General features: G+C 60.7%; 20 protein-coding genes. 17 read left to right on the top strand and 3 right to left on the bottom strand.

Annotated elements, in window-relative coordinates:
- Positions 1-309 precede the first annotated feature (309 nt).
- Positions 310-2,337, bottom strand: coding sequence for an ATP-binding protein (locus V7M64_RS01555; protein ID WP_333676543.1), 2,028 nt, complete (start codon positions 2,335-2,337; stop codon positions 310-312).
- A complete protein-coding gene (locus V7M64_RS01550) occupies positions 2,334-3,089 on the bottom strand; it encodes a response regulator (protein ID WP_333676541.1) in 756 nt (251 codons plus the stop codon). The genes V7M64_RS01555 and V7M64_RS01550 overlap by 4 nt, the downstream gene beginning before the upstream one ends.
- A gap of 469 nt (positions 3,090-3,558) precedes the next feature.
- On the opposite strand from V7M64_RS01550, the gene V7M64_RS01545 reads away from it, so the two are divergent.
- The 13 genes from V7M64_RS01545 (at position 3,559) to V7M64_RS01485 (ending at position 15,587) form a co-directional block, all read left to right on the top strand.
- Positions 3,559-4,254 (top strand): ABC transporter ATP-binding protein, encoded by a 696-nt coding sequence (locus tag V7M64_RS01545; RefSeq protein WP_333676539.1) that lies wholly within the window; start codon positions 3,559-3,561, stop codon positions 4,252-4,254.
- Complete coding sequence (locus tag V7M64_RS01540) at positions 4,251-5,336, top strand: biotin/lipoyl-binding protein (protein ID WP_333676537.1); 1,086 nt, start codon at positions 4,251-4,253, stop codon at positions 5,334-5,336. The genes V7M64_RS01545 and V7M64_RS01540 overlap by 4 nt, the downstream gene beginning before the upstream one ends.
- 46 nt (positions 5,337-5,382) lie before the next feature.
- Entirely contained in the window at positions 5,383-6,852 is a 1,470-nt protein-coding gene (locus V7M64_RS01535; protein ID WP_333676535.1) for an efflux transporter outer membrane subunit, read from the top strand.
- A complete protein-coding gene (locus V7M64_RS01530; RefSeq protein WP_333676534.1) occupies positions 6,849-7,991 on the top strand; it encodes an ABC transporter permease in 1,143 nt (380 codons plus the stop codon). Before V7M64_RS01535 ends, V7M64_RS01530 begins: the two co-directional genes overlap by 4 nt.
- Positions 7,992-8,147: 156 nt before the next feature.
- The gene (locus V7M64_RS01525) at positions 8,148-9,887 is read left to right on the top strand and encodes an alpha/beta fold hydrolase (RefSeq protein ID WP_333676532.1); all 1,740 of its coding nucleotides are present in this window, start codon (positions 8,148-8,150) and stop codon (positions 9,885-9,887) included.
- A 153-nt stretch (positions 9,888-10,040) separates the two neighbouring features.
- Positions 10,041-10,490 (top strand): phasin family protein, encoded by a 450-nt coding sequence (locus V7M64_RS01520; protein WP_333676530.1) that lies wholly within the window; start codon positions 10,041-10,043, stop codon positions 10,488-10,490.
- On the top strand, positions 10,487-11,233 hold the full coding sequence (gene phbB, locus V7M64_RS01515; protein WP_333676528.1) for an acetoacetyl-CoA reductase: 747 nt from the start codon (positions 10,487-10,489) through the stop codon (positions 11,231-11,233). Before V7M64_RS01520 ends, phbB begins: the two co-directional genes overlap by 4 nt.
- Before the next feature lie 15 nt (positions 11,234-11,248).
- Positions 11,249-12,202, top strand: a complete 954-nt coding sequence (locus V7M64_RS01510) for a bifunctional enoyl-CoA hydratase/phosphate acetyltransferase (protein ID WP_333676526.1) — start codon at positions 11,249-11,251, stop codon at positions 12,200-12,202.
- 2 nt (positions 12,203-12,204) lie between these two features.
- Positions 12,205-13,419, top strand: a complete 1,215-nt coding sequence (locus tag V7M64_RS01505; protein ID WP_333676524.1) for an acetate/propionate family kinase — start codon at positions 12,205-12,207, stop codon at positions 13,417-13,419.
- Positions 13,420-13,548: 129 nt separating this feature from the next.
- On the top strand, positions 13,549-13,824 hold the full coding sequence (locus V7M64_RS01500) for a hypothetical protein (RefSeq protein ID WP_333676522.1): 276 nt from the start codon (positions 13,549-13,551) through the stop codon (positions 13,822-13,824).
- 38 nt (positions 13,825-13,862) lie between these two features.
- Positions 13,863-14,768 carry a hypothetical protein gene (locus V7M64_RS01495; RefSeq protein WP_333676521.1) on the top strand — a complete coding sequence of 302 codons (906 nt, stop codon included), beginning with the start codon at positions 13,863-13,865 and terminating at the stop codon, positions 14,766-14,768.
- Positions 14,769-14,781: 13 nt separating this feature from the next.
- The gene (locus V7M64_RS01490) at positions 14,782-15,090 is read left to right on the top strand and encodes a hypothetical protein (protein WP_333676519.1); all 309 of its coding nucleotides are present in this window, start codon (positions 14,782-14,784) and stop codon (positions 15,088-15,090) included.
- A gap of 77 nt (positions 15,091-15,167) precedes the next feature.
- Positions 15,168-15,587 carry a hypothetical protein gene (locus tag V7M64_RS01485; protein WP_333676517.1) on the top strand — a complete coding sequence of 140 codons (420 nt, stop codon included), beginning with the start codon at positions 15,168-15,170 and terminating at the stop codon, positions 15,585-15,587.
- A gap of 89 nt (positions 15,588-15,676) precedes the next feature.
- Here the strand turns inward: V7M64_RS01485 and V7M64_RS01480 are convergent, their stop codons facing one another.
- Entirely contained in the window at positions 15,677-16,114 is a 438-nt protein-coding gene (locus tag V7M64_RS01480; RefSeq protein ID WP_333676515.1) for a universal stress protein, read from the bottom strand.
- 146 nt (positions 16,115-16,260) lie between these two features.
- Here V7M64_RS01480 and V7M64_RS01475 point away from each other — a divergent pair, with 146 nt between their 5' ends.
- The 4 genes from V7M64_RS01475 to narH all read left to right on the top strand — a co-directional run bounded on the left by V7M64_RS01475 (position 16,261) and on the right by narH (position 24,036).
- Positions 16,261-17,235, top strand: coding sequence for a zinc-dependent alcohol dehydrogenase family protein (locus V7M64_RS01475; protein ID WP_333676513.1), 975 nt, complete (start codon positions 16,261-16,263; stop codon positions 17,233-17,235).
- Between the two features lie 247 nt (positions 17,236-17,482).
- Positions 17,483-18,721, top strand: coding sequence for an MFS transporter (locus V7M64_RS01470; RefSeq protein WP_333676511.1), 1,239 nt, complete (start codon positions 17,483-17,485; stop codon positions 18,719-18,721).
- Positions 18,722-18,742: 21 nt separating this feature from the next.
- Positions 18,743-22,504, top strand: a complete 3,762-nt coding sequence (locus tag V7M64_RS01465) for a nitrate reductase subunit alpha (RefSeq protein ID WP_333676509.1) — start codon at positions 18,743-18,745, stop codon at positions 22,502-22,504.
- A complete protein-coding gene (gene narH, locus V7M64_RS01460; protein WP_333676507.1) occupies positions 22,501-24,036 on the top strand; it encodes a nitrate reductase subunit beta in 1,536 nt (511 codons plus the stop codon). Before V7M64_RS01465 ends, narH begins: the two co-directional genes overlap by 4 nt.

Genomic DNA, 24,036 nt, shown 5'->3' with positions numbered 1-24,036 from the left:
GTCCAGAAGGCCCACAGGGTGTGTTGCGTGGCGCATGGAAGACTGGCCGTCTTGGCAAGCCGCGCGGCGCGCCCTGCGAGCCTTCTGGACGTCACCCCATCGATTAAATTCAAGGAGCTGGGGCCGCACGGTATGCGCGCCTCGCTTCGCCCCGCCGTCTCGACATACACCCGGTATGCCTTCGCCGTCGCGGCAAACCGAGGCGCGCATACCGTGCGGTGACGGGTACGTGGAATAGATCTGAGCATCCCTAGGCTGGGATGAAATCCCAGCACTGCCCATCGACACACGCTGGCATTTCATTCCAGCCTATGAAAGCTCCCGATCCAACACGCGGCGGATCGCACCGCCAAGCTGCTCGCGCCGATATGGCTTGCGCAGCAATTCAAACGCGCCGAATGCATGCGGCTCGATGCCCAGCGAGGCGTACTCATAGCCGGATGTAAACAGCACCGGCAGATGCGGATATTGCTCGCGCGCCTTGGCCGCCAATTCGAACCCGGTCATGTCGCCGCCCAGCACGATGTCGGTGAATAGCAGATCGACGCCATGGCTGGACAGCAGCTGCAAGGCTGTCTCGGTATCGCCTGCCTCAAGCGGCGTGTAGCCGAGGTTACGTAGAAAGGACATGGCGATGCGCCGTACTTCTGCCTCGTCCTCCACCACCAGCACCGTTTCATGACCTTTGCGTGATAGCGGTACAGAGGGCTCCTCGTTGGATGTGGCTGGCGCGACCGGCAGGTACAGCTCCACGCGCGTGCCTCGTCCCACTTGGCTGTCGATATTCAGGTGTCCGCCGGATTGCTTCACGAAGCCGTACACCATGCTCAATCCAAGGCCGCTGCCCTTGCCGGCACCCTTGGTGGTGAAGAACGGTTCGAGCACGCGCGCGAGAATTTCCGGCCGCATGCCGTCTCCCGTATCCGTCACGGCAAACATCACATAGGTGCCGGGCGCCAACTTTGCATCGGTATCGGGCCTGGTCACATGTTGCTGGCGCGCCGTAATGGAAAGGCGTCCGCCGCGCGGCATGGCATCGCGCGCGTTGAGCGCAAGATTCAACAAGGCCGCTTCCAGCTCGCCTGGATCGGCGTACACCGCCGGGATGTCGTTGGCGCATTCGGCGATCACGCTGATGCGTTCACCCAGTGTGCGGCCGAGCATGTCGCTGAGGTCGGCCAGCAATTGCACCGTGCGCACCGCTCGCGGCAACAGGTGCTGCCGCCGCGAGAACGCCAGCAACTTACGCGTCAGTGCTGCACCGCGCTCCACCGCGCGCGAGGCGCTTTCCAGGGTTTCGCGCGTGGCGGGGTCTTCCGGCGCATCGGTTTCCAGCAACTGCAGGTTGCCCGAAATGACGGTGAGCAGATTGTTGAAATCATGCGCGATGCCACCAGTGAGCTGGCCGAGTGCATCCAGGCGTTGCGCGTGGGCGAGTTGTTCCTCGCTGCGTCCACGCTGGATCGCCGCCGCCAGGATGTTGGCGACCGATTGCAGGAATCGCACGCGGTCGCCGTCAAACGAGCTGTGATCGTGCGACAGCGCCAGCAGCAGCCCCATCGGGCCGCGCCGGTCCGGCAGCGACATCATCGCGGCATCGGTGAAGTTGCCGGCCAGGGCAGGGCAGGCGTTGCGCAAACCGTCGATGGCATTGCCCCGATGGTCGGTTTCGATCGTTGCACTGCCGGCAATCGTCTGCAGCGCGACATTACCGGGCACGTTGGCCAGCGCATGCGCCGGCAGGCCGGTAGACGCCTGCACGCGCAAGCTGACACCGTGCGGGTCGATCACCATGATGGCGGCGGCGGGAATGGCGAGCGTCGCCGCCAGCAGCTTGGGTATTTCGCCGATGGCTTGCTCGTCGTGGGTGGCTTCCAGCAGATGACGGCTGATCTGCGCCACGACCGCATCGAAACGCGCACGCTCCAGGGCTTGGCGCGCGCGCTGGGTTTCGGAGATGTCGCGAATGGAGGCGGCGTATAGCGTGCCGAACGAGGAAGCAACCGGGCTCAACCCGATTTCGACTGGGAACGACTGTCCATCCGCGCGCACCCCGGTCAGCTCGTAGCCCGCACCCATGGGGCGCACGCGCGGGCTGGACATGTAATGCGTGCGGTGCGCGATATGAGCTTGGCGCACTGCCGAGGGCAACAACGCCTCGACCTGCAAGCCTGGCAGCCCCCCGACCGCATAGCCGAACAGACGCTCGGCGTGCGCATTGGCCAGCACGATCACGCCATGCATGTCCACCACCACCATGGCGTCCGGTGCGGTTTCGAACAGAGAGCGGAACAGGCTGGCGTCGGGTGCGTGCGTGGAGAATATGTCCTCGTTCATAGGCGCCGTACGCTGGGTGAGAACAGGTAGCCCGCACCGCGAATCGATTTGATGCGTTGCGGACGCGCCGGATCGAGTTCGATCTTGCGGCGCAGCCGGCCGATCTGAACATCGATCGAGCGGTCATAGGGGCCAGCGTCACGGCCATGTACGTGTGTCATGAGCTGATCGCGGCTGAGTACTTTGTTGGCATGCTCTACCAGCACGCGCAGCAGCGCGAATTCGCCCGTGGTCAGATCGATGCTTTCACCTTGTGGACCGAGCAAGCCGTGCGATTGGGTATCCAGCACGTAGCCGTCGAACGCAAAACGCCGATGTTCGACAACGGCGGAGGCCAGTTTCGCCGGCGCAGAGGAGGCGCGCCGCAGGACGCTGCGCACGCGCGCCAATAGTTCGCGCAGATCGAAAGGTTTGGTGACGTAGTCGTCGGCACCCAATTCAAGTCCCACCACGCGGTCGACCGACTCCCCGCGCCCGGTCACGATGATGACCGGGCCTTGCCAATGTTCGCGCAGGTAGCGCGTCAGGCTGAGGCCGTCTTCCCCTGGAAGGCCAAGATCGAGCATGACGATGTCGACGTTTTCGCTGCCGATGACCTGGCGCAACTGGGTGCCGTCGCTCGCGATGCTCACGCGGAATCCGTGTGTGGCGAAATAGCGGCTCAAAATCTGCGTGATGTCCGGATCGTCGTCCACCACCAGCACGTGGGATGGCCGGGTAGCCGGTGCAGTCGGGCTCGAGGAGAAGGGCATCCGAAGAGTTTTTCCAGGGTGTGCGACGATGCGAGAAGCATACGCTGGTGCATGGCTGCATGCATCGCCACAGGGATGGATTGAGGGCAACACTGAATAAGTATCGCCGTCGTCACCAGCCCTGTCCGTTCGCAGGCCACGGGGCTGGCGGCGAAGGCACGCTGGCGCATCGTCGAGACGGGTACCCGCGGCATGCGGACCGACCGGGCCGGCCCCGACCGGTTGAATTGAAAATGATGGGGTGATGTCTGGGAGGTCCGCAGGCTGCGCCGTGCGGCTTGGCAACACGGCCAGTCTTCCCGCACCACACAGCACACCCCGCGAGGCTTATGGACGTCATGCCGGGCACGTGGCATGGATCAGGGCATTCTTGACCGATGGGTAGCAATCGGGCCGGGCTTGCGCCAACAGCAGAGCAACTTGATTTTCCTCAACCGCCATTGCGCCGCCATTTCCTAAAGTGGCGGCCATGAACGCCGCCGCCATCCAAGCTCATGCGCTCACCAAATCCTTCGGTCAGGGAGAGGCCGTTACGATCGCCGTGCGCGACGCGACGTTCGAGGCGTGCTACGGCGAAATTCTGTTTATTGTCGGCCCTTCCGGCAGCGGCAAAACGACCCTGCTCAGCATGATCTCGGGCATTTTGCGGCCTACAACTGGAGAAGTGACCGTCCACGGCGCCAATGTGTGGCAGATGAATGCGGATGACCTGGCCGAATTCCGCCTCAACACCATTGGCTTCGTGTTTCAGGATTTCCATTTGTTTCCTCGTCTTACCACTGCTGAGAACGTGGCCATCCCTTTGGTGTTGCGCCATCAGGACTGGGATGCGTCCGTGGCCAAAGGCGTGCAGGCACTGGACATCGTCGGCTTGAAAAACCGCGCCGAATTGCCACCGGTTAAACTCAGCGGCGGTGAGCAGCAGCGCGTGGCGATTGCCAGGGCATTGGTAGGTGATCCGGAACTGCTGATTCTCGACGAACCCACCGCCTCGCTGGACGGCGACACGGGCCGCATGATTTTGCAGTTCGTGCGTGAACACGTGCTCAACCCGCAGCGTTGCATCCTGATCGTTACACACGACGCGCGCATCTTCGAGTTTGCCGACCGCGTGATGCATATGGAAGACGGACGCATCACCGACCGCGCGAGCGCCGCATCATGAACAACAAGATCATCTTTGGCATGGCAGGATGCGGCGTACTGTTTGCGCTGCTCAGCGCCTATATCTACGGCGAGCAAAAGCCGCCGTTGCCACCGGTCTTCAGTCCGCCTGCCAACCCTTATGCCAGTGGCATCTACACCAATGGCATTGTGGAGAGCTACCAGGGCAGCGGCGAGAACATCAACATCTATCCCGACGTAGCCGGACGCATCGTGCGCATCTATGCGCATGAGGGTGATCATGTCAAAGCCGGGCAGCCGCTGGCGCTGGTGGACGATTCGGTGCAGCGGGCGACGGTGGCGCAACAGCAACACCAGGCTGAAGCCGCGCTGGCGCAATGGCAGGAGCTGCAAGCCGAACCGCGCAAGGAAACGCTGGACGTGGCCGAAGCGCAAGTTGACCAGGCGCAGGCCGGCGTGAGAACTGCCAGCGATGCCTACGAGAAACAGCAACATTCCTATCGCATCGACCCGCGCTCGGTCAGCAAGGATGCCTTGGATAGCGCGCGTGATGCGACGCGGGCGGCACTAGCCAATCTACAGTACGCGCGCCGCCAGTACGCCTTGATCAAGGCGGGCGCCTGGGTCTACGACATCCACAACCTGCAAGCCCAATACAACGCGCTGGAGCAGGCCTATCAATCGTCCAATGCCTTGCTGCAGAAGTTCACCTTGCGTGCGTCGGCCGATGGCGTGGTGTTGGCGGTCAATACGGCGCTGGGCAGTTACGTTTCCCCTCAAGGTGCCTACGACACCTATACGCAGGGCTACGATCCGGTGGTGGTGATGGGTGAACCACAGGCTTATCTGTCCGTGCGCTGTTTCATCGACGAAATTCTGGTGAGCCGTTTGCCGGTGAGCGGCACCATCCATGCACAAATGTCGCTGCGCGGCGCGGACATTAAGATTCCGCTCGAGTTCGTGCGCATCCAGCCGTATGTGACGCCCAAGATCGAGTTGTCGGATCAGCGCCAGGAGCGCGTGGATCTGCGCGTATTGCCGGTGATATTCCGCTTCAGGAAGCCGGTCAACGTCATGATTTATCCGGGGCAGCAGGTAGATGTGTATGTGGGCGAGAAGTAGCGTCACTGGCAGCGGCCTTCAAATCTTCGTAGAGGGATTCCCGCGCGTGCTTCGCACATGCGCGGTGTTGTTTCTGATCTTGGCTTTATGCGCATGTGCCGCCGGCCCGGATTTCAAGCGTCCTAATGCGCCACCCAACGCACGCTATCTTCCGCACGGCGATCTTTCGCAATTCACCACCGCCATTGGCCAAACCCAGCACTTCGCCTACGGCGCCGACGTCAAAGCCAACTGGTGGCAAGGGCTGCGCTCGCCAGCCATCAACGCGCTGGTGTCGCAAGCCATGGCCGGCAATCCCGATCTGAAATCGGCTCAGGCCAGCCTGCAGGAAGCCCAGGACAATCTGCGTGCGGGGCAGGGTGTGTTCTTTCCGCAGCTGGACGTTGGTTTTGATGCTGCTCGCCAACGCATTGCGCCGGCGCAGGGTTTGCGTGGCATTGGCAGCATTTTCAATTTGTTTACGTTGAGCGCGACAGTCAGCTACGCGCTGGATCTGTTCGGTGGCGAACGTCGTGCAGTCGAAAGCTTGCGTGCAGGTGCCGAAGGCCAAGGCTACGCGATGCAGGCCACCTATCTGGCGTTGACCGGCAACGTGGTGAATACCGCGCTGGCGCGGCAGGCGTATATGGATGAAATCACCGTGGTGCGCCAGCTTCTCTCCCTGCAAACGCAGCAATTGGAGTTGGTCCAAGCGCGCATTCACGCCGGCGAAGAGGCTTATGCGGATCTGCTGACGCTGCGCAGCGCACGCGCGTCGAATTTTGCATTGCTTGCTTCATTGCAATTGAAGCGTGATCAGGCCGACCACCTGCTGCATACCTTGCTGGGTGAGACACCCGGCGAAGGTGCCATGCCGGAGCTGCGCTTTGCCGAACTGCGGCTTCCCGCGGTGTTGCCGATCAGCTTGCCGTCCGAGCTGGTACGCCAGCGGCCGGATATCCTTGCTGCCGAGGCGCGCTTGCATCAAGCCAGCGCCAACATTGGCGTGGCGACGGCGGCGTTGTTTCCTTCGATCGTGCTGAGCGGCGAGGATGGATCGGCCGCGAACGATACGAGCTCGCTCGGCCAGGGCAAAACACGATTCTGGGGCGCCGGCGCCTCCGTGCAGCAGCCGGTCTTTCAGGGCGGTACCCGCTGGTTCAACCGCAAAGCAGCCAGCGATGCCTACCAGGCGTCGCTGCAGACCTACCGCAGCACCGTGCTTGCAGCGTTCCAACAAGTGGCCGACGTACTGAAAGCCTTGCAGCACGACGCAGAAGCCTTGCAGGCCAATGATGAAGCCTGCCGCGACGCCGGGCAGGCGTTACGGCTGGTGCAGGCCAACTACTCGGCGGGCCTTGCCAATTATGTCGACGTGCTGGTGGCCGATACGCAATACCGCCAGGCGAACATTGCGTACGTGCAGGCGGTGGCCCAGCGTTATCAGGACACGGTCGCGCTGTATGTCGCGCTTGGCGGCGGTTGGTGGCATGACGGGCTTGCCGCCGATCATTCCGCCAAGGCGCGGCTGCCATGACGTACACCGGCATCCTCAAGCTCGCCTACAAGCTGCTGGTGAACGACCGCGGCAAGTTTTCTGCGCTGTTGCTCGGCATTACCTTCTCAGTGTTCCTGATGGTAGAAATGACCTCGCTGTTCGCGGGCATTCTGAATCGTTCGGCATCCACCGTGACCAACATCGGTGCCTCGATGTGGATCATGGATCCTTCCGTGCAGACCGTGGCCAGCAGCATCCCCATGCCCAACTATCTGCTCGACGCCGTGCGCAGCATCCGCGGCGTGCGTTATGCCGTGCCGCTGTATTCGGGCGGTGCGCAGGTCAAGCTGAAGGATGGTACGTATCAGGCGGTCACCGTGATGGGGCTGGACGATACCAGCCTGGTCGGCCGGCCAGCCTTGGAGCAGGGGCAGATCCAGGACATCTACGCCGAGAACGCCTTTATCGTGGTGAATGACGCCGAGTATCCGAAGCTCGGCAAACCCGGCGTGGGTACGGAATTTGAGCTCAACGATCACCGCGGCGTCATCGTCGGCATCGCCAAGGTCAGCGCCTTCGGGCTATTTGGCGTGCCCACGCTCTACACCACCTATCGCCGCGCCACCGAATACATACCCAATCCGCGCTTCACGATTTCCTACATCCTGGCCGAGCCGATGAACGCGCAGGCTATCCCTGCGATCAAGCGCGAGGTGGCAAGGCTGGGCTACCTGGCATTGACGAAGGACGAATTCGAACAGCGCATCGCCAATTTCTATAAATACCAGACCGGCGTCGGCACCAACATCATGTTGATGACCATCATCAGCTTCATCGTGGGCCTGACCATCTCCGCGCAGACGTTCTATACGTTCGTGCTGGAAAATCTCGACAAGTTCGGTGCACTCAAGGCCATTGGCGCCAAGGGGTATGAGCTGACCTACATGATCCTGTTCCAGGTCACCTTCACCAGCCTCACCGGCTACGGCCTCGGCGCTGGCCTGTGCGCGTTGATGATCGCCGTGGCGCGCTTGCGCCTGCCCGATTACGCGGCGCTGATCACGGTGGGCAATCTCGGTTTGGCGCTGGGGATGGTGATTTTGATTGCGGCGGTGTCGAGTTATATCAGCATCCGCAAAGTGCTGAAGGTGGAACCGTTCGATATTTTCAGAGGGTGAACCGTAACCCCATGGCCGTCATTCCGCCCTTCGCCGGAATGACGAGCCGCTCTGAAACAGCATCGTCGCGACCTTCGATCACCGCCCCGCTTGACCTGCATCAACGAGCCACCTTCCCACCCATGGCACCGTGGTCTCATCACAGAGGACGTTGCCGTGAACCTACTGAAGGCACCCGCTGCCATCACGCTCGATCCGCCCGTGCATGCCTTGCAGGCACGCTGGAGCGCATCGCTGTCGGTGGAATCGCTGTACCTTGCCTTCGCCGACTGGATGCTGCATCTGCTGCGTTCGCCGGGAAAGCGTTTCGACCTGCTGCAACTCGGCCTGGCGCAGGCGCAACAGCTGCAGGCATACCTGTGCAAATGCGCCATGCAGCACGACGGCAAGGTGGCACCCTGCGCCGAGCTGCCCGCCAACGATTCTCGCTTCGCCGATCCGGCATGGCGGTTATGGCCGTTCGATGTACTGCACCAATGCTTTCTGTTGCAGCAACGCTGGTGGCATGCCGCCACGACGGGTGTGCACGGTGTTTCCACGCATCATCAGACGGTGATGGATTTCGTCGCGCGCCAATGGCTGGACGTGCTGTCGCCAGGCAATTTCCTGTTCACCAATCCGGTCGTGCTCGAACGCACCAAGCAAGAAGGCGGCCGCAATCTCATGCGCGGCGTATTGAATTGGATGGAAGACCTGCTGCGCTACGTCAGCGGTACCCCCGAACCGGGTAGCGAGCGCTTCGTGGTCGGGCGCGACGTTGCGGTGACGCCCGGACGCGTTGTATTGCGCAATACGCTGATCGAGCTGATCCAGTATTCGCCCACCACCCAAACGGTGCGTCCGGAACCGATCCTGATCGTGCCCGCATGGATCATGAAGTATTACGTACTCGACCTGTCACCCGCTAACTCGCTTGTCCGTTATCTGATTGCGCAGGGTTACACGGTGTTCTGCATTTCATGGAAGAACCCGGATCGCGGCGATGCTCGTCTGAGCATGGATGACTATTTGAACCTTGGCGTACGCGCCGCATTGGCAGCGGTCAACACCATGGTTCCCCATCAGCGGGTGCACAGTGTCGGCTACTGCCTTGGCGGTACGTTGCTGTCGATTGCGGCGGCGGCCATGGCACGCGAGGGCGACGACCGCCTGGCATCCATGACCTTGCTGGCCGCGCAGGCCGATTTCACCGAACCGGGAGAGTTGGCGCTGTTCGTGGATGAAAGCGAGATTTCACTGCTGGAAGACCAGATGGGGCAGGCCGGTTATCTCACCGCTACGCAAATGGCTGGCGCATTCCAGATGCTGCGTTCGTATGATCTGTTGTGGTCGCGCATGATCAACGATTACCTGCTCGGCGAGCGCCGCGGCATGAACGATCTGCTGGCGTGGAACGCCGATGCCACGCGCATGCCGGCCACCATGCATTCGCAATACCTGCGTCGTCTCTATCTTGACAATGATCTGGCCGAAGGGCGCTATCGGGTGGATGGCAAGCCGGTGGAATTGAAAGACATCGCCGCACCGGTGTTCTGCGTTGCTACCGAAACCGATCACGTCGCACCGTGGCATTCGGTCTACAAAGTGCATCACCTGTTTACCGGCGAGGTGACGTTCGTACTTACCAGCGGGGGGCACAACGCCGGCATTGTGAGCGAACCGGGGCACCCAGGGCGACGTTTTCGCATGCTGAAGCACCCGCGCGGCGCCGCCACGCTGGCCTCAGATGCCTGGCTATCACAGGCGGAGCGCAAGGAAGGCTCGTGGTGGCCGGCGTGGGTGGGCTGGTTGAACGCGCATTCGGATGCACCGACGCCGCCGCCGCGCATAGGCTTGCCAGGCACGAGCGAAAGTGAACTGCCGCTAGCGCCTGGGTGTTACGTGTTGGAGAAATGAGTATGACGCTTTGCATCCATGGTGCCATCGTGATGCCGTCATTCCGGCCTTCGCCGGAATGACGAGGAAAACAAATCTTGCCATCCGTCACACCCATTCCGGATGTGACACACCCCAGCAAGAAGCACACCTTCATTCTATGAGGACCTCATCATGACCACACCCAACACCCAAAACGACATTCCCTTCGAACTGTACAAGGCCAACCTGCAATTCGCGCTACGTACCAACAAGCTGCTTAAGGAATGCGGCCAGCGCTGGCTGGGCACATTCGATCACGCCGTGGACGAAAGCATTGCCGAAACGCAGGAAGAGATCGACAAGGTATCGTTGAACGACGAATGGCAATCGCTGGCAGCCATTCCCGGCGAAACCTTCCTGCGCGTGATGCAAGAGCGCGTCGGCGATGCACAATCCATGGCGCAGGCAGTCGTTACCAACCAGACGCGATTCATGACCGGTTTGCAGGATGCGTTCCTGATCTGGCAGCGCGATACGGCCAAGGCGATGGGCGGCCTGGAAGCCACCAAGCCATTCAACGTCGCGATGGTCGATTTCTTCAAGCTGTTCAATAACACCGCTGCGACCGGGGCCAAGTCATGACTGCCGGGCATGTGGCGTTGATAACAGGAGGCATGGGGGGCATTGGCGAGGCAATCGCCAAGGCCTTGCACGATGCCGGTTGCACCGTGCTGGTCACGCATTCACCCCACAACGACCACGTCGATGCCTGGCTCCGCGATCAATTGGCGGAAGGCTATCGTTTCAAGGCGTATACCGTCGACGTGGCCGACTTTTCATCGTGCCAGCGCATGGCCGGCGAGATTGCCAGGGATGGCTATAAGGTGGACATCCTGATCAACAACGCCGGCATCACCCGCGATGGGCGCTTTCTCAAGATGAGCCGGGACGATTGGGAAGCCGTGATGCACACCGATCTCGATTCGATGTTCAACGTCACCAAGCAATTTTGCGCGGACATGACCGAACGCGGCTGGGGACGCATCGTCAACATTGGCTCGATCAACGGCACCAAAGGCCAATACGGCCAATGCAATTACGCCGCCGCCAAGGCGGGCATCCATGGCTTTACCGAATCGCTGGCATTGGAAGTGGCGCGACATGGCGTCACCGTCAACACCGTGTCGCCCGGATATACCGCCACGCACATGGTGGCAGCCGTACCCAAGGAGGTGCTGGAAACCAAGGTGATTCCGTTGATCCCGGTTGGACGCCTGGGCCGGCCGGATGAAATCGCCGCCTTGGTCGGCTTCGTCTGCAGTGATGCTGCCGCCTTCATGACCGGCAGCAATCTGGCGATGAACGGCGGCCAGCACATGTATTGATGGGACATATCAGTCATGCATGAAGTCATTGCCCATCGTCATCGGTTTCGCGCCTTGTCGGCGCGCGTGCAAGCCGGCGCGGCCATTCCCACCGCCATTGCGCATCCGTGTGACGACGTTGTCGTGGCCGCGGCGGTGGAAGCGGCGGAAGAAGGGCTGATCACGCCGATCTTTGTCGGGCCGGCGCACAAGATCGCCGTCGCCGCGCAGTGCGCGGGTGTCGACATGACGCGCTTTCGAATCGTTGATGCACCGCATAGCCATGCCGCCGCGGAGCAGGCTGTGGCCCTGGTCAAGCGTGGCGAAGCGAAGTTGCTGATGAAAGGCTCGCTACACACCGATGAATTCATGCATGCCGTGTGCGCGAAGGGCGGATTGCGCACGGGGCGCCGCATGAGCCATGTATTCCTGATGGATGTGCCCAGCTATGCACGCTTGCTGATGGTGACGGATGCGGCGATCGCCATTTTTCCGACGTTGATGGAGAAGCGCGACATCGTCCAGAACGCCATCGACCTGGCGCACGTTATCGGCATCCCCAGCCCCAAGGTGGCGGTGCTTTCGGCGATCGAGACCATCAACCCCGCGTTGCCATCCACGGTCGATGCCGCAGCGCTGTGCAAGATGGCTGAGCGGGGGCAGATCACCGGCGGCATCGTCGATGGGCCGCTTGCTTTCGACAATGCCGTGGACGCGGCGGCTGCGCGCGAGAAGGGTATCGCGTCACCAGTGGCTGGCGCTGCCGATATTCTCGTGGTGCCCGATCTGGAATCCGGCAACATGCTGGCCAAACAGCTCAGCTTCCTGGGTGGTGCGGAAGCGGCCGGCATCGTCATGGGGGCGCAGGTGCCGATCATCCTCAGCAGTCGTGCCGATACGCCGCGTGCACGCATCGCATCCTGCGTCGTGGCTGTCTTGCTGGCGCAAGCCTGCAAGGCAACAGATGTGGCCGCAGTGGCGGAGGGCTGAACATGCCGAAGGCCATTCTCACCCTCAACGCCGGTTCCTCCAGCATCAAGTTCTCACTGTACGAACTGGGCAGCGGCGTGCAACGCCTGATCTCGCACGGGCAGATCGAAGGCATCGGCGAAGCGCCACGCTTCCTGGCGCGTGCGCCGGATGGCGCCGTGTTGGAAAGCTACGCGTGGCCGCATCATGCGGCGTCTCACGAAGAGTTTCTGCAGAGGCTGCTGGCATGGGTCACCTCTCATCTCGGTGATGAAGCGCTGGTTGCCGTCGGGCATCGCGTCGTGCATGGGGGCGCCTTGTTTCATCGTCCCGTGCGCATCGATCAGGATGTCTTGGGCGCGCTGGAAAAACTGGTGCCGCTGGCACCACTCCATCAGCCGCACAATCTTGCCGCCATCAAAGCGCTGAGCCGCCTGCGGCCCGGCCTGTTGCAGGTAGCGTGTTTCGACACCGCGTTTCATCGCGACATGCCGGCGGTGGCGGAGCGTTTGCCACTGCCGCGTTTGTATACGGATGCGGGCATGCGCCGCTACGGATTTCATGGCATCTCCTATGAATACCTGGCCGGGCGCCTGCGCGTGCTAGCACCAACCCTGGCGAAAGGGCGCGTGATCATGGCGCACCTGGGTAATGGCGCCAGCCTGTGCGCCATGTGGGACGGGCAAAGCATCGATACCACCATGAGTTTCACCGCGCTCGATGGCCTGATGATGGGTACGCGCTGCGGCAGCATCGATGCCGGCGTGGTGCTTTACCTGCAAGAAGCGTACGGACTCGATGCTGCCGCCGTCGGACACATGCTTTATCACGACTGCGGCCTGCTGGGTGTATCCGGCGTCAGCAACGACATGCGCGCGTTGCTGGAAAGCGAGGACCCCCGCGCCAGGGAGGCGATCGACTTGTTCGTCTACCGCATCGTGAAAGAAATTGGCGCTTTGACCTCCGCGCTGGGTGGCTTGGATGCGCTGGTGTTTTCCGCCGGCATCGGCGAACACGCCGCTTCCATTCGCTCCGAGATTTGCGATGCGCTGACATGGCTTGGCGTGGAGTGCGACGAGGTGGCAAACGATCGGCACGAAACCCTGATCAGCAGCACGCGAAGCGCTGTGCGTGTGCTGGTCGTTGCCACCGACGAAGAAGCGATGATCGCGGAACACACGGCGCAGCTTATGCGGGACATCTCGCCGCCACCTACGGTGAATCCATCCTTTGCTTGAACGAGAGAGCGTCATGAATATGTCGATCTATGACTTTGATACCCGCCTCGCTCCATTCGAGGCATTCGCTTCCGAGGCGCCTTTCGCACCGTTTGCCTTGTGGGGATGGTTTGTGGCACCGGCGCTTTGGTGGACGGATGCCTATCTCAACGCCTGCGGGATGTTTTCCGAAGCGATACTGAGCGCGATGGCAACCATGACGCCACGCTCACCGTCGGCGGTGCCTTCACCAACGCCAGCGGCGCCGGACAAATGGGTTGGGCCGAAGGCAGCACGGAGCGAACGGTTCTGCACGGCGTGGTAGGTGCTGGCATCGCAGCCCTAGGTGGCGGCGACGTGGTGGGTGGTGCGTTAGGTGCTGCCGCGAATCAGCTTGTGGTCCAGAAGATGGCCGACTATTGGTGAGCCAGGGCTATACGCCTGGATCACCGGAATTTGCCAGTATGTTGCAGCTGGCAAGCACGGCGGTAGGGGCCGCGGTAGGTGGCGGTGCCGGTGCGGCGACGGCGCTGGATGGAACGACGTACAACTATCTAACGCATCAGCAGCTGACAGATCTGCAAAAAGAGATCAATCGGTGCGAAGGCGATCGTGTTTGCATCGAATCTGCCAAGAGCACCGCGGAAATGCTGTCGGCTGATCAAGAGAAACTGCTTGTCGTCGGCTGCAGTGGCAGTTTCGGCGACCTCTCCGACACCTGCAAAGCGAACATCCTCGCCGCACGTGCTTATGCCACGGATCCGTTGGCGGCCCAGTTGGGACTACAAGTTGACCAAAATATCAGCTTGCAGAATTATCTGAATCATCAATCTCAGTGGGGATTGGTGTATGCGGATGAAGTCCGCAGCCAGTATGGACAATTATTCTTTGTGCCTGCGGCGGCGGGTGCGGGGACAGCCGTGGCGGTTGCTGCTGCGCCTGCGACCATTGCCAGGGGACAGGAGGCGTGGGCTGCCTACCAGGTTGCTACGGCAAATTATTCGTTGACAGCCGGCATGGGGACAAGTGCTGTGATGTCTGGCGTCACCTACACAGGAGGCGCCGTCTACGGAGCACTTGGCGATTCTTGGTCAACAGGAACAGGATTTGGCGAAGCTTTCGACCATCGTTTCTCGTTTGTTGGCCTCAGCGGAACGATGGCAGTAGGCGCGTTGGGCGGCGCATTTCAAACAACAATGTTCCAAGCAGCAAATGTGGCAAATACTTGGAAGAACTTTTCCACCATTGAAGGAGCTGTGATTCGTGGAAATCAGATATTGATGACAGTACCTGTCAAAAAGGCAATTCAAGCCGTAGCGCAAGAGTCAGCGACGCCCCCTCAGGCCCCTGCGCCGGCAGCGACAAAGTAAGGAGACGACAACGATGACTGACTGGTTCTGGTCCGGAATATTTGGTGGATTCTTGGCTAAACCCCTGGCCAAAATGCTTCGACGATTCCGTCTATGGCTCGTTTTCATGGTTGGCTGCATTGGTACGCCAACCAGTCTTATTGTCAGGGACGCCTGGGCGAATGGGTGGCATCCTGCAGCGAAGCGAGCTATCGATATGCTGACGACACCGGCGGGCATTTTGGCTCCAATTGCCATTGGAGGTTTGTGCGTACTGTTGGTGGTGATTTTCGCTCCCGGACTTCCAAATAGAAACGCAAGGAAAGACGAGGATCGGCAGTAAAACACAGATTTGATTGGGGCAGCCAACTATTTCTTGAAAATGCCGTGTTAGTGACTTGATAGAAGGATAGTAAATTTATGGATTTTGAAACCAACCGTCGCGCTAGCATTGCACGCCGCAACCAGCGCCGAGCCATTGAGAGCCGTGACTACAAGGCGATGATGGTCATGTTTGGCATTCTTGGTTATTCGGCTGCCGCCAATTTCATCGTAGGAGTCATTCGTATGGTAGGAGGCAGCCAGACAGTCATCGAGCCTATTCTTGGTTTGGTGCTCGGCGCCCTCTATGCCGTTGCCACCTTTGAGGTGTGGTTCAAGCAATATCCGAAGTGGTGGCTCATCGTACTTCCAGCGGTCCTATCCATTGTGCTTGCCGTGGCCTCTTTCATCGCAGGAGCGATGGCGATCGCGCCGCTGCTTCTTAACGTGATCGTTCTTGTACTCATACCTCTTCGAGTCAAGCATCGGAACGCGTTGAGCGCGATTCCCAAGTCGTAATGGAGCAGGACCGGACGTGCGACGTCCCCCTGACTTTGAGTAGCGCAACGATCTAGAGTCCAATGCAGCGATTGATGCATGCGCTTACATCAATGACACACCAGTACCGGCACCTGCGATTTCAATATCACCTTGTGCGTTTCGCTGCCCATCAACAACCGCGCAAGACCTTCCCAACTGTGCGCGGCCATCACGATCAAGTCGCACTGACGATCCGTGGCGGTCTGCACGATAGCCTGGTACGGTTGTGAACCGAACAGCAAAAGACGTTCGAATGGCACGCCAGCCTGCTCGGCCATGACGCGGACGTCGTCCAAATGGCGGTCGGCAAAACGAGTCGCTTCCTTGGCGTAGTCGAACCCGATGTTCGCCACGATCTCGGTCATGTAGGCAAGGCTTTGCACGGGCGGCACCGCGTGCAAGGCAATCACGCTGGCACCGCAGGTCTTGGCCAGATCCAAGCCAAGTCGAATCGCCTTCAATGACAGCTCCGAGCCATCGGTCGGAAGTAGTATGCGTTTGAACATGTGGCCTCCAGGCGGGCATCGGAAAAGATGGTGTCGAGGATCGTGCCTGGACGGAGCGAAGGCTGCCTTGAGCTATGTCAACTCGAAGGTGCGTCGTTTGGCGTCATCATGTGCCCATCCTCTGCGAGGCAAGTACCGTGCACGCGATGGTGTTGAACCAAATTGGTAAACCTTTGACGTGGCAGGAGTTACCCGATCCTGTGCCTGCAGCCGGCGAGTTGTGTCTGCGTGTCGAAGCTTGCGGCGTGTGTCGTACTGACTTGCATGTGGTGGACGGCGAGCTGCCGAATATCGTGACACCGGTGATTCCCGGCCACGAATGCGTCGGCATCGTGGATGCCTTGGGGCCCGGTGTTGCCGGTGTGGAGATCGGTGACCGCATGGGCGTGCCATGGTTGGGCAGCACCTGCGGCCATTGCGAGTATTGCCGCGAGGAACGCGAAAACCTGTGTGACGCGCCGACGTTCACCGGCTACACCCGGCCTGGCGGTTATGCCACGCATATCGTTGCGCGCGCAGATTACTGCGTGCACCTTCCGAAGGACGCCAATCCGGTCGCCGTGGCACCGCTGCTTTGCGCTGGATTGATCGGCTGGCGCTGCCTGGAAAAGGCCGGCCTCGGTCAGCACCTGGGACTGTACGGCTTCGGCGCAGCAGCGCACATCGTCACCCAGGTGGCGCTCAGGCAGCGGCGCAGCGTTTACGCCTTTACGCGCGTCGGTGACGGCGCCGCGCAGGCGTTTGCACGTTCATTGGGCGCCGTCTGGGCCGGCTCTTCCGAAGAGATGCCGCCCGTGTCGTTGGACGCCGCCATTGTTTTTGCGCCCGTTGGCGCATTGGTGCCGCAAGCGTTGCGTGCCGTGAAAAAGGGCGCACGCGTCGTGTGTGGCGGTATTTACATGTCTGATATTCCGTCGTTCCCATACCGCTGGTTGTGGGGGGAGCGGGAAATCGTATCCGTGGCTAACCTTACCCGTGCCGATGCGCGCGATTTTTTTTCCGAAGAGGCGTGCAAGCATGTGCACACTTCCACGCATCGCTACCCGTTGCAGCAAGCCAACCAGGCACTCGACGATTTGCGGGCAGGGCGGTTGAGCGGCGCTGCGGTATTGCATGCGTAGGCATGACATGCCGGCCGAGGCAATGGCTGGCTATTTTCTTTTACGCGACCGTCACCCGCTTTTAACTTGCCTGCGATGAAGGTATCGCCTGTCGCGCATTGCCAGACAGCAACTTGATCCAGATCAAATGACGGCTCCTTCCCCTTCGTTATCTTGGGCGACGCGGGTTGCGGGTCTGCACGTACGGGGCACGATAAACACACGCCAATTGAAGTACGGATTCCTGTCTTGACAAGGAAACAGGGGTATGGGCGTTGCATACAGGGTGTTGTTCGTCACCACGTTTGCTTTTGTTGTGTGCTTTGCCGTGTGGATGGCGTTCGGGGTGATCGGCATTCCGATTCGTCGCGAACTCAATCTCAATGCCACCCAATTCGGCCTGCTGACCGCCTCACCCATCTTGAGCGGCGCGTTGCTGCGACTTCCATTGGGCATCTGGACCGACCGCTTCGGCGGCCGCATGGTGATGGCCTTATTGCTTGTCGTGGCGGCACTACCGGTATGGTTGGTGACGTATGCCGCGGCATTGTGGCAGTTCCTTGCCATCGGCCTTTGCCTGGGCGCGGTGGGTGCGTCGTTCGCGGTTGGCACGCCCTATGTCGCGCGTTTTTTTCCGCCCAACCGACGTGGCTTCGCGATGGGTTTCTTTGGTGCCGGCACCAGCGGTGCGGCGCTCAACATGTTTGTGGCGCCGGCCCTGGTCGATGCACTGGGATGGCGCGCGGTGCCGCGCATCTACGCTGTCGCGCTGTTATTGACGGCGGCGATCTTCTGGATGTTGTCGGCACCTGATCCGGGCGCCAGCGGCAAAAGCTCGCCAGGTTTGAAACAGCAGTTGCAGGTACTGGGCAATCCGCGCGTCTGGAAGTATTGCCAGTATTACTCGCTCGCGTTTGGCGGGTTCACCGGTTTGTCCGTGTGGATGCCGCAGTATTTCGCGGGCGAATACGGCTTGGGAATTGCCTCCGCTGCAGCCTTGGCGGCCTGCTTTTCGCTGCCGGCCGGCGTATTGCGTGCGGTGGGCGGCGCACTGTCGGATCGGTTTGGTGCCCATGCGTTGACCTGGTGGGTGCTTTGGCTGGCGTGGATCGCGTTATTCCTGTTGTCATATCCGCAAACGCAATTGATCGTGCAGACCAGTCGTGGCCCGTCGAGTTTTCATATCGGACTTAGTCTGTGGACGTTTACGCCCTTGCTGTTCGTGCTGGGTGTCGCGCTCGCATTCGGCATGGCGTCCACGTTCAAGTACCTGGGTGATGACTTCTCCGACTCGCTGGGCATCGTGACCGGCATCGTCGGGCTTGCGGGCGGCCTTGGCGGCTTTCTGCTGCCGATCCTGTGGGGCGGCCTGCTTGATCTGCTGGGCATTCGCTCCAGCGCCTTCATGCTGTTGTACGGCATCGTGTGGGTGTCGCTGATCCTGATCTATTTCACCGAAGTGCGACGCATCGACATTCGCGGCCGGCAGAGAACGCCGGAATCCTGAGCTGCTTCACCGGAGAAAATCATGAGCCATTTCCTCGACCGTCTGCGCTATTTCTCGCAGCGTCGCGAACCGTTTGCGGACGGCCATGGCGAGGTGCGTACGGAGAATCGCCAATGGGAGGATGGTTATCGCAACCGCTGGCAACACGACAAGATCGTTCGCTCCACCCATGGCGTGAACTGCACAGGTTCGTGCAGTTGGAAGATCTACGTAAAAGGCGGCGTCGTCACCTGGGAAACGCAGCAAACGGATTACCCGCGCACGCGCGCCGGCATGCCCAATCACGAGCCGCGCGGTTGCTCACGCGGCGCGTCCTATTCCTGGTATCTGTATAGCGCCAATCGCCTGAAGTATCCGATGGTGCGTGGACGCCTGTTGCGGCGCTGGCGCGAAGCGCGCAAGACGATGGCGCCGGTGGATGCCTGGGCTGCCTTGATGGCCGATCCAAAAGGCAAGGATTACAAAGCCGCTCGCGGACTGGGCGGTTTTGTGCGCACAACCTGGGACGAAGTGCTGGATATCGTCGCCGCCGCCAATGTGCACACCATCAAGCAGCACGGGCCGGATCGCGTGGTGGGCTTCTCGCCGATTCCGGCCATGTCGATGGTTTCCTATGCCGCGGGTGCCCGTTATCTGAGCCTGATCGGCGGCACCTTGTTGTCGTTCTACGACTGGTATTGCGATCTGCCGCCATCGAGCCCGCAAACCTGGGGCGAGCAGACTGACGTGCCGGAATCGGCCGATTGGTACAACTCGGCGTATATCATTGCCTGGGGTTCGAACGTACCGCAGACGCGCACACCCGACGCGCACTTCTTTGTCGAGGCGCGCTACAACGGCACGCGCGTGGTGGCGATCACGCCGGACTATGCGGAGGTCTCCAAGCTGTCCGATCTGTGGCTGCATCCCAAGCAGGGCACAGATGCCGCTTTGGCGATGGCGATGGGGCACGTGGTGCTGCGCGAGTTCTTTCTCGATCGCCAGTACGATTACTTTCAGAACTATTGCCGGCAGTACACCGATCTGCCGCTGCTGGTCACGCTACGGCGCGATGGCGAGCGCTGGATTCCGGATCGCTATCTGCGCGCCAGTGATTTCGACGGTGCACTCGGTAGCCCCGAGCACGCCGAGTGGAAAACGGTGGGTTTCGATATGAGCGGCAAACCGGTGGTGCCGCATGGCGCCATCGGGTTCCGTTGGCCGGGGCAGGACAGTGCGGATCGCGGCAAATGGAATCTGGAGCAAAAAGCACCGGACGGAACCGCCATCGAATTGGCCTTGACCCAGATCGATACTCGCGACGAGGTGCTGGACGTGGCCTTTCCGTATTTCGGCGGTACCGAGCACGAGCACTTTCCGCATAACGCGCAAGCAAGCAATGTGCTGTTGCGTCGCGTTCCCATACGCCGCATCGCGACGCGCGATGGCGAAACCATGGTCGCCACCGTGTTCGACCTGCTATGCGCCCACTATGGGCTGGATCGCGGACTGGGTGGCGAGAGTGCAAATGGCTATGACGACAACGTGCCCTATACGCCGGCCTGGCAGCAGGCCATCACCGGCGTGTCGGCGGAGCATGCGATCGCGGTAGCGCGTGGGTTCGCCGAGAATGCGGCGAAAACACGTGGGCGTTCGATGGTCATCATCGGCGCGGGCATGAATCACTGGTTTCATCAGGACATGAATTACCGCAGCATCATCAACATGCTGATGCTGTGCGGCACGATCGGTGTATCGGGCGGTGGCTGGGCGCATTACGTCGGGCAAGAAAAATTGCGTCCGCAAACCGGCTGGACGGCATTGGCATTCGGTCTCGACTGGGCGCGGCCGCCGCGGCAAATGAACGGTACGTCGTTCTTCTATGCGCATTCGAATCAATGGCGCTATGAAAAGATCGACGTCGACGAACTGCTGTCGCCACTGACGCCGCGCGGCAAATACGGGCATAGCCTGATCGACTGCAACGTACGTGCGGAGCGCATGGGTTGGTTGCCGTCCGCACCGCAACTGGCGTGCAACCCGCTGCATATCGCCCGTGAAGCGGATCAGTCCGGCATGCAACCGCGCGACTACCTTGTCGACGCATTGCAATCGGGCAAGTTGCGCATGGCCTGCGAAGACCCGGATGATCCGGTCAATTTCCCGCGCAACCTGTTTATCTGGCGCTCGAACCTGTTCGGCTCGTCCGGCAAGGGGCACGAATATTTCCTGCGCCACTTCCTGGGCACGCGCCATGGTCTGCAAGGCAAGGATCTGGGCGAAGACGGTGGCCACAAGCCCGAAGAAGTGAAATGGCACGAGCCGGCGCCGGAGGGCAAGCTGGATCTGGTAGTGACGCTGGACTTTCGCATGTCGACGTCTTGCCTGTATTCCGACGTCGTGCTGCCGACGGCGTCGTGGTACGAGAAGAACGATCTCAACACCTCCGACATGCATCCCTTTATCCATCCGCTATCGTCGGCGGTCGATCCGGTGTGGGAATCGAAAAGCGACTGGGAAATCTTCAAGGCAGTGGCGAAGCGTTTTTCCGAGCTTGCGCAAGGCCGGCTTGGCGTTGAACGCGATGTGGTGCTGACCCCGATCATGCACGACACGGCTGGCGAGTTGGCCCAGCCATTTGACGTGCGCGACTGGAAGAAGGGCGAGTGTGCGTTCATTCCCGGTGTCACGGCGCCGAACATCAATATGGTCGAGCGCGACTATCCGGCCACCTATGCGCGCTTTACGTCACTCGGACCGCTGATGGACAAGCTTGGCAACGGCGGCAAAGGCATTGGCTGGAACACGCAAGAGGAAGTACGGGGCCTGGGTGAATTGAACTACGTCGTCGAAGACGGCCCCACCAAAGGCAGGCCGCGCATCGTCACGGATATCGATGCGGCGGAAACGATTTTGCACCTCGCGCCGGAAACGAATGGGCAGGTGGCGGTGAAGGCGTGGGGGGCGTTGTCGCGCATCACGGGCCGGGATCATCGGCATCTTGCCGAAGCGCGCGAGGATGAAAAAATCCGGTTCCGCGACATCCAGGCGCAACCGCGCAAGATCATCAGCTCACCGACCTGGTCGGGCATCGAGAGCGAACACGTCAGCTATACCGCAGGCTGGACCAACGTCAACGAACTGATTCCCTGGCGTACGCTCACCGGTCGACAGCAGTTCTTTCAGGACCATGCGTGGCTGCGCGATTTTGGCGAAGGTTTTGCGCTGTATCGGCCGCCGATCGATACGCGCTCGGTCGCCGCGCTGCATGGCAAGCGCGATAACGGCCACGCGGAGTTGACGCTTAACTTCATCACGCCGCACCAGAAGTGGGGTATCCATTCCACCTATACCGACAATCTGATCATGCTCACACTGTCGCGTGGCGGGCCAATCGTGTGGCTGTCCGAGGCGGATGCGAAACGTGGCGGCATCGTTGATAACGACTGGATCGAGCTGTTCAACATCAACGGTGCGCTCACGGCGCGCGCTGTCGTGAGCCAACGGGTGCAGGAAGGCATGGTGATGATGTATCACGCGCAGGAGAAGATCGTGAATGTGCCGGGTTCGGAGATCACCGGCATGCGCGGCGGTATCCACAACTCGGTGACGCGCACGGTGCTCAAGCCAACACACATGATCGGCGGCTATGCGCAGCTCAGCTGGGGCTTCAATTATTACGGTACCGTGGGCTCCAATCGCGATGAGTTCGTGATCGTGCGCAAGATGGCGAACGTGGATTGGATGGATCGCGTGCAGCGCGAAGCGCAACAGCAAGGTGCCGGCCTGAGGGAGACGACATGAAGATCCGCGCGCAAATCGCCATGGTGCTGAATCTGGATAAATGCATTGGCTGCCACACCTGTTCGGTCACCTGCAAGAACGTGTGGACCTCGCGCAAGGGCATGGAGTACGCCTGGTTCAACAACGTCGAGACCAAACCCGGCGTGGGTTATCCCAAGGATTGGGAAAACCAGGAGCGGTGGCAGGGCGGTTGGGTGCGCAAGCCCAATGGTCGCCTGCAGCCCAAGCAGGGCGGACGACTGGCAATCCTGGCCAAGATCTTCGCCAATCCGCACCTGCCGGAGATCGACGATTACTACGAGCCGTTTACCTTCGACTACGCCAACCTGCAAACCGCGCCGGAGCTGCCCACTGCACCTGTGGCGCGCCCCATCTCGTTGATCAGCGGACGCACCATGGACAAGATCGAATGGGGGCCGAACTGGGAGGAAATCCTTGGCGGCGAATTCGACAAGCGCAGCGCCGATTACAACTTCGAAGCTGTACAGAAAGATATCTACGGCCAGTTTGAAAACACGTTCATGATGTACCTGCCGCGCCTGTGCGAGCACTGCCTCAATCCTGCCTGCGTGGCGTCCTGTCCATCCGGCTCGATCTACAAGCGCGAGGAAGACGGCATTGTCCTGATCGATCAGGACAAGTGCCGCGGCTGGCGCATGTGCGTTTCGGGTTGTCCGTACAAAAAAATCTATTACAACTGGACCAGCGGCAAGGCGGAGAAGTGCACGTTCTGCTACCCGCGTATTGAAGCAGGCATGCCGACCGTGTGTTCGGAAACCTGCGTGGGACGCATCCGCTATCTGGGCGTGCTGCTTTACGATGCCGATGGCGTCGGGCAGGCGGCGGCGGTCGAACATCCACACGACTTGTATCAGTCACAGCTTGATCTTTTTCTCAACCCAAACGATCCGCAGGTACAGCGCCAAGCGCTTTCCGACGGCGTGCCCGAAGCGTGGCTGGAAGCAGCCAAGCAGTCGCCGGTCTACAAGATGGCGGTTGAATGGAAGATCGCCTTCCCGCTGCATCCGGAATACCGCACCCTGCCGATGGTATGGTACGTGCCGCCGCTCTCGCCGATCCAATCGCATGCCAACGCGGGCGCCATCGAAAGCAAAGGCGGCTTGCCCGATGTGGATTCGCTGCGTATTCCCGTGCGTTATCTTGCCAATCTGCTGACGGCCGGCAACGAGGCGCCGGTGACCGGCGCGTTGAAGCGCTTGCTGGCGATGAGGACCTGGTTCCGCGCTTTGCAGCTGGGCGACGAACCGGATCCCGCGCTGCTTGCAGACAATGGCCTGGATGCCGCAACCGTCCAAGCCATGCATCGGTATCTGGCGATCGCCAATTACGAAGATCGCTTCGTCATTCCCACCGCGCACCGCGAAGAAGCCGAACATGCCTACGCCCTGCGTGGCGGTTGCGGTTTCAGCTTCGGTAACGGCTGCGATGGCGTGGACACGCAGTCCAGCCTGTTTGGTGGACGCATGGGCCGCCGCAAGATCATTCCCATCCGCCTGCTGGACGATCATTAA

Source organism: Dyella sp., assembly GCF_036746095.1.
GTDB lineage: Bacteria > Pseudomonadota > Gammaproteobacteria > Xanthomonadales > Rhodanobacteraceae > Dyella_B.
Note: the sequence above shows the minus strand (reverse complement) of the source record. Positions and strands in the feature narration are given on the sequence as shown.

Excerpts from the sequence above, each read along its gene's own strand:
- V7M64_RS01555 (WP_333676543.1), bottom strand. The coding sequence starts at position 2,337 with ATGAACGAGGACATATTCTCCACGCACGCACCCGACGCCAGCCTGTTC.
- V7M64_RS01550 (WP_333676541.1), bottom strand. The coding sequence starts at position 3,089 with ATGCCCTTCTCCTCGAGCCCGACTGCACCGGCTACCCGGCCATCCCAC.
- V7M64_RS01545 (WP_333676539.1), top strand. The coding sequence starts at position 3,559 with ATGAACGCCGCCGCCATCCAAGCTCATGCGCTCACCAAATCCTTCGGT.
- V7M64_RS01540 (WP_333676537.1), top strand. The coding sequence starts at position 4,251 with ATGAACAACAAGATCATCTTTGGCATGGCAGGATGCGGCGTACTGTTT.
- V7M64_RS01530 (WP_333676534.1), top strand. The coding sequence starts at position 6,849 with ATGACGTACACCGGCATCCTCAAGCTCGCCTACAAGCTGCTGGTGAAC.
- V7M64_RS01520 (WP_333676530.1), top strand. The coding sequence starts at position 10,041 with ATGACCACACCCAACACCCAAAACGACATTCCCTTCGAACTGTACAAG.
- phbB (WP_333676528.1), top strand. The coding sequence starts at position 10,487 with ATGACTGCCGGGCATGTGGCGTTGATAACAGGAGGCATGGGGGGCATT.
- V7M64_RS01510 (WP_333676526.1), top strand. The coding sequence starts at position 11,249 with ATGCATGAAGTCATTGCCCATCGTCATCGGTTTCGCGCCTTGTCGGCG.
- V7M64_RS01505 (WP_333676524.1), top strand. The coding sequence starts at position 12,205 with ATGCCGAAGGCCATTCTCACCCTCAACGCCGGTTCCTCCAGCATCAAG.
- V7M64_RS01495 (WP_333676521.1), top strand. The coding sequence starts at position 13,863 with ATGTTGCAGCTGGCAAGCACGGCGGTAGGGGCCGCGGTAGGTGGCGGT.
- V7M64_RS01490 (WP_333676519.1), top strand. The coding sequence starts at position 14,782 with ATGACTGACTGGTTCTGGTCCGGAATATTTGGTGGATTCTTGGCTAAA.
- V7M64_RS01485 (WP_333676517.1), top strand. The coding sequence starts at position 15,168 with ATGGATTTTGAAACCAACCGTCGCGCTAGCATTGCACGCCGCAACCAG.
- V7M64_RS01480 (WP_333676515.1), bottom strand. The coding sequence starts at position 16,114 with ATGTTCAAACGCATACTACTTCCGACCGATGGCTCGGAGCTGTCATTG.
- V7M64_RS01475 (WP_333676513.1), top strand. The coding sequence starts at position 16,261 with ATGGTGTTGAACCAAATTGGTAAACCTTTGACGTGGCAGGAGTTACCC.
- V7M64_RS01470 (WP_333676511.1), top strand. The coding sequence starts at position 17,483 with ATGGGCGTTGCATACAGGGTGTTGTTCGTCACCACGTTTGCTTTTGTT.
- V7M64_RS01465 (WP_333676509.1), top strand. The coding sequence starts at position 18,743 with ATGAGCCATTTCCTCGACCGTCTGCGCTATTTCTCGCAGCGTCGCGAA.
- narH (WP_333676507.1), top strand. The coding sequence starts at position 22,501 with ATGAAGATCCGCGCGCAAATCGCCATGGTGCTGAATCTGGATAAATGC.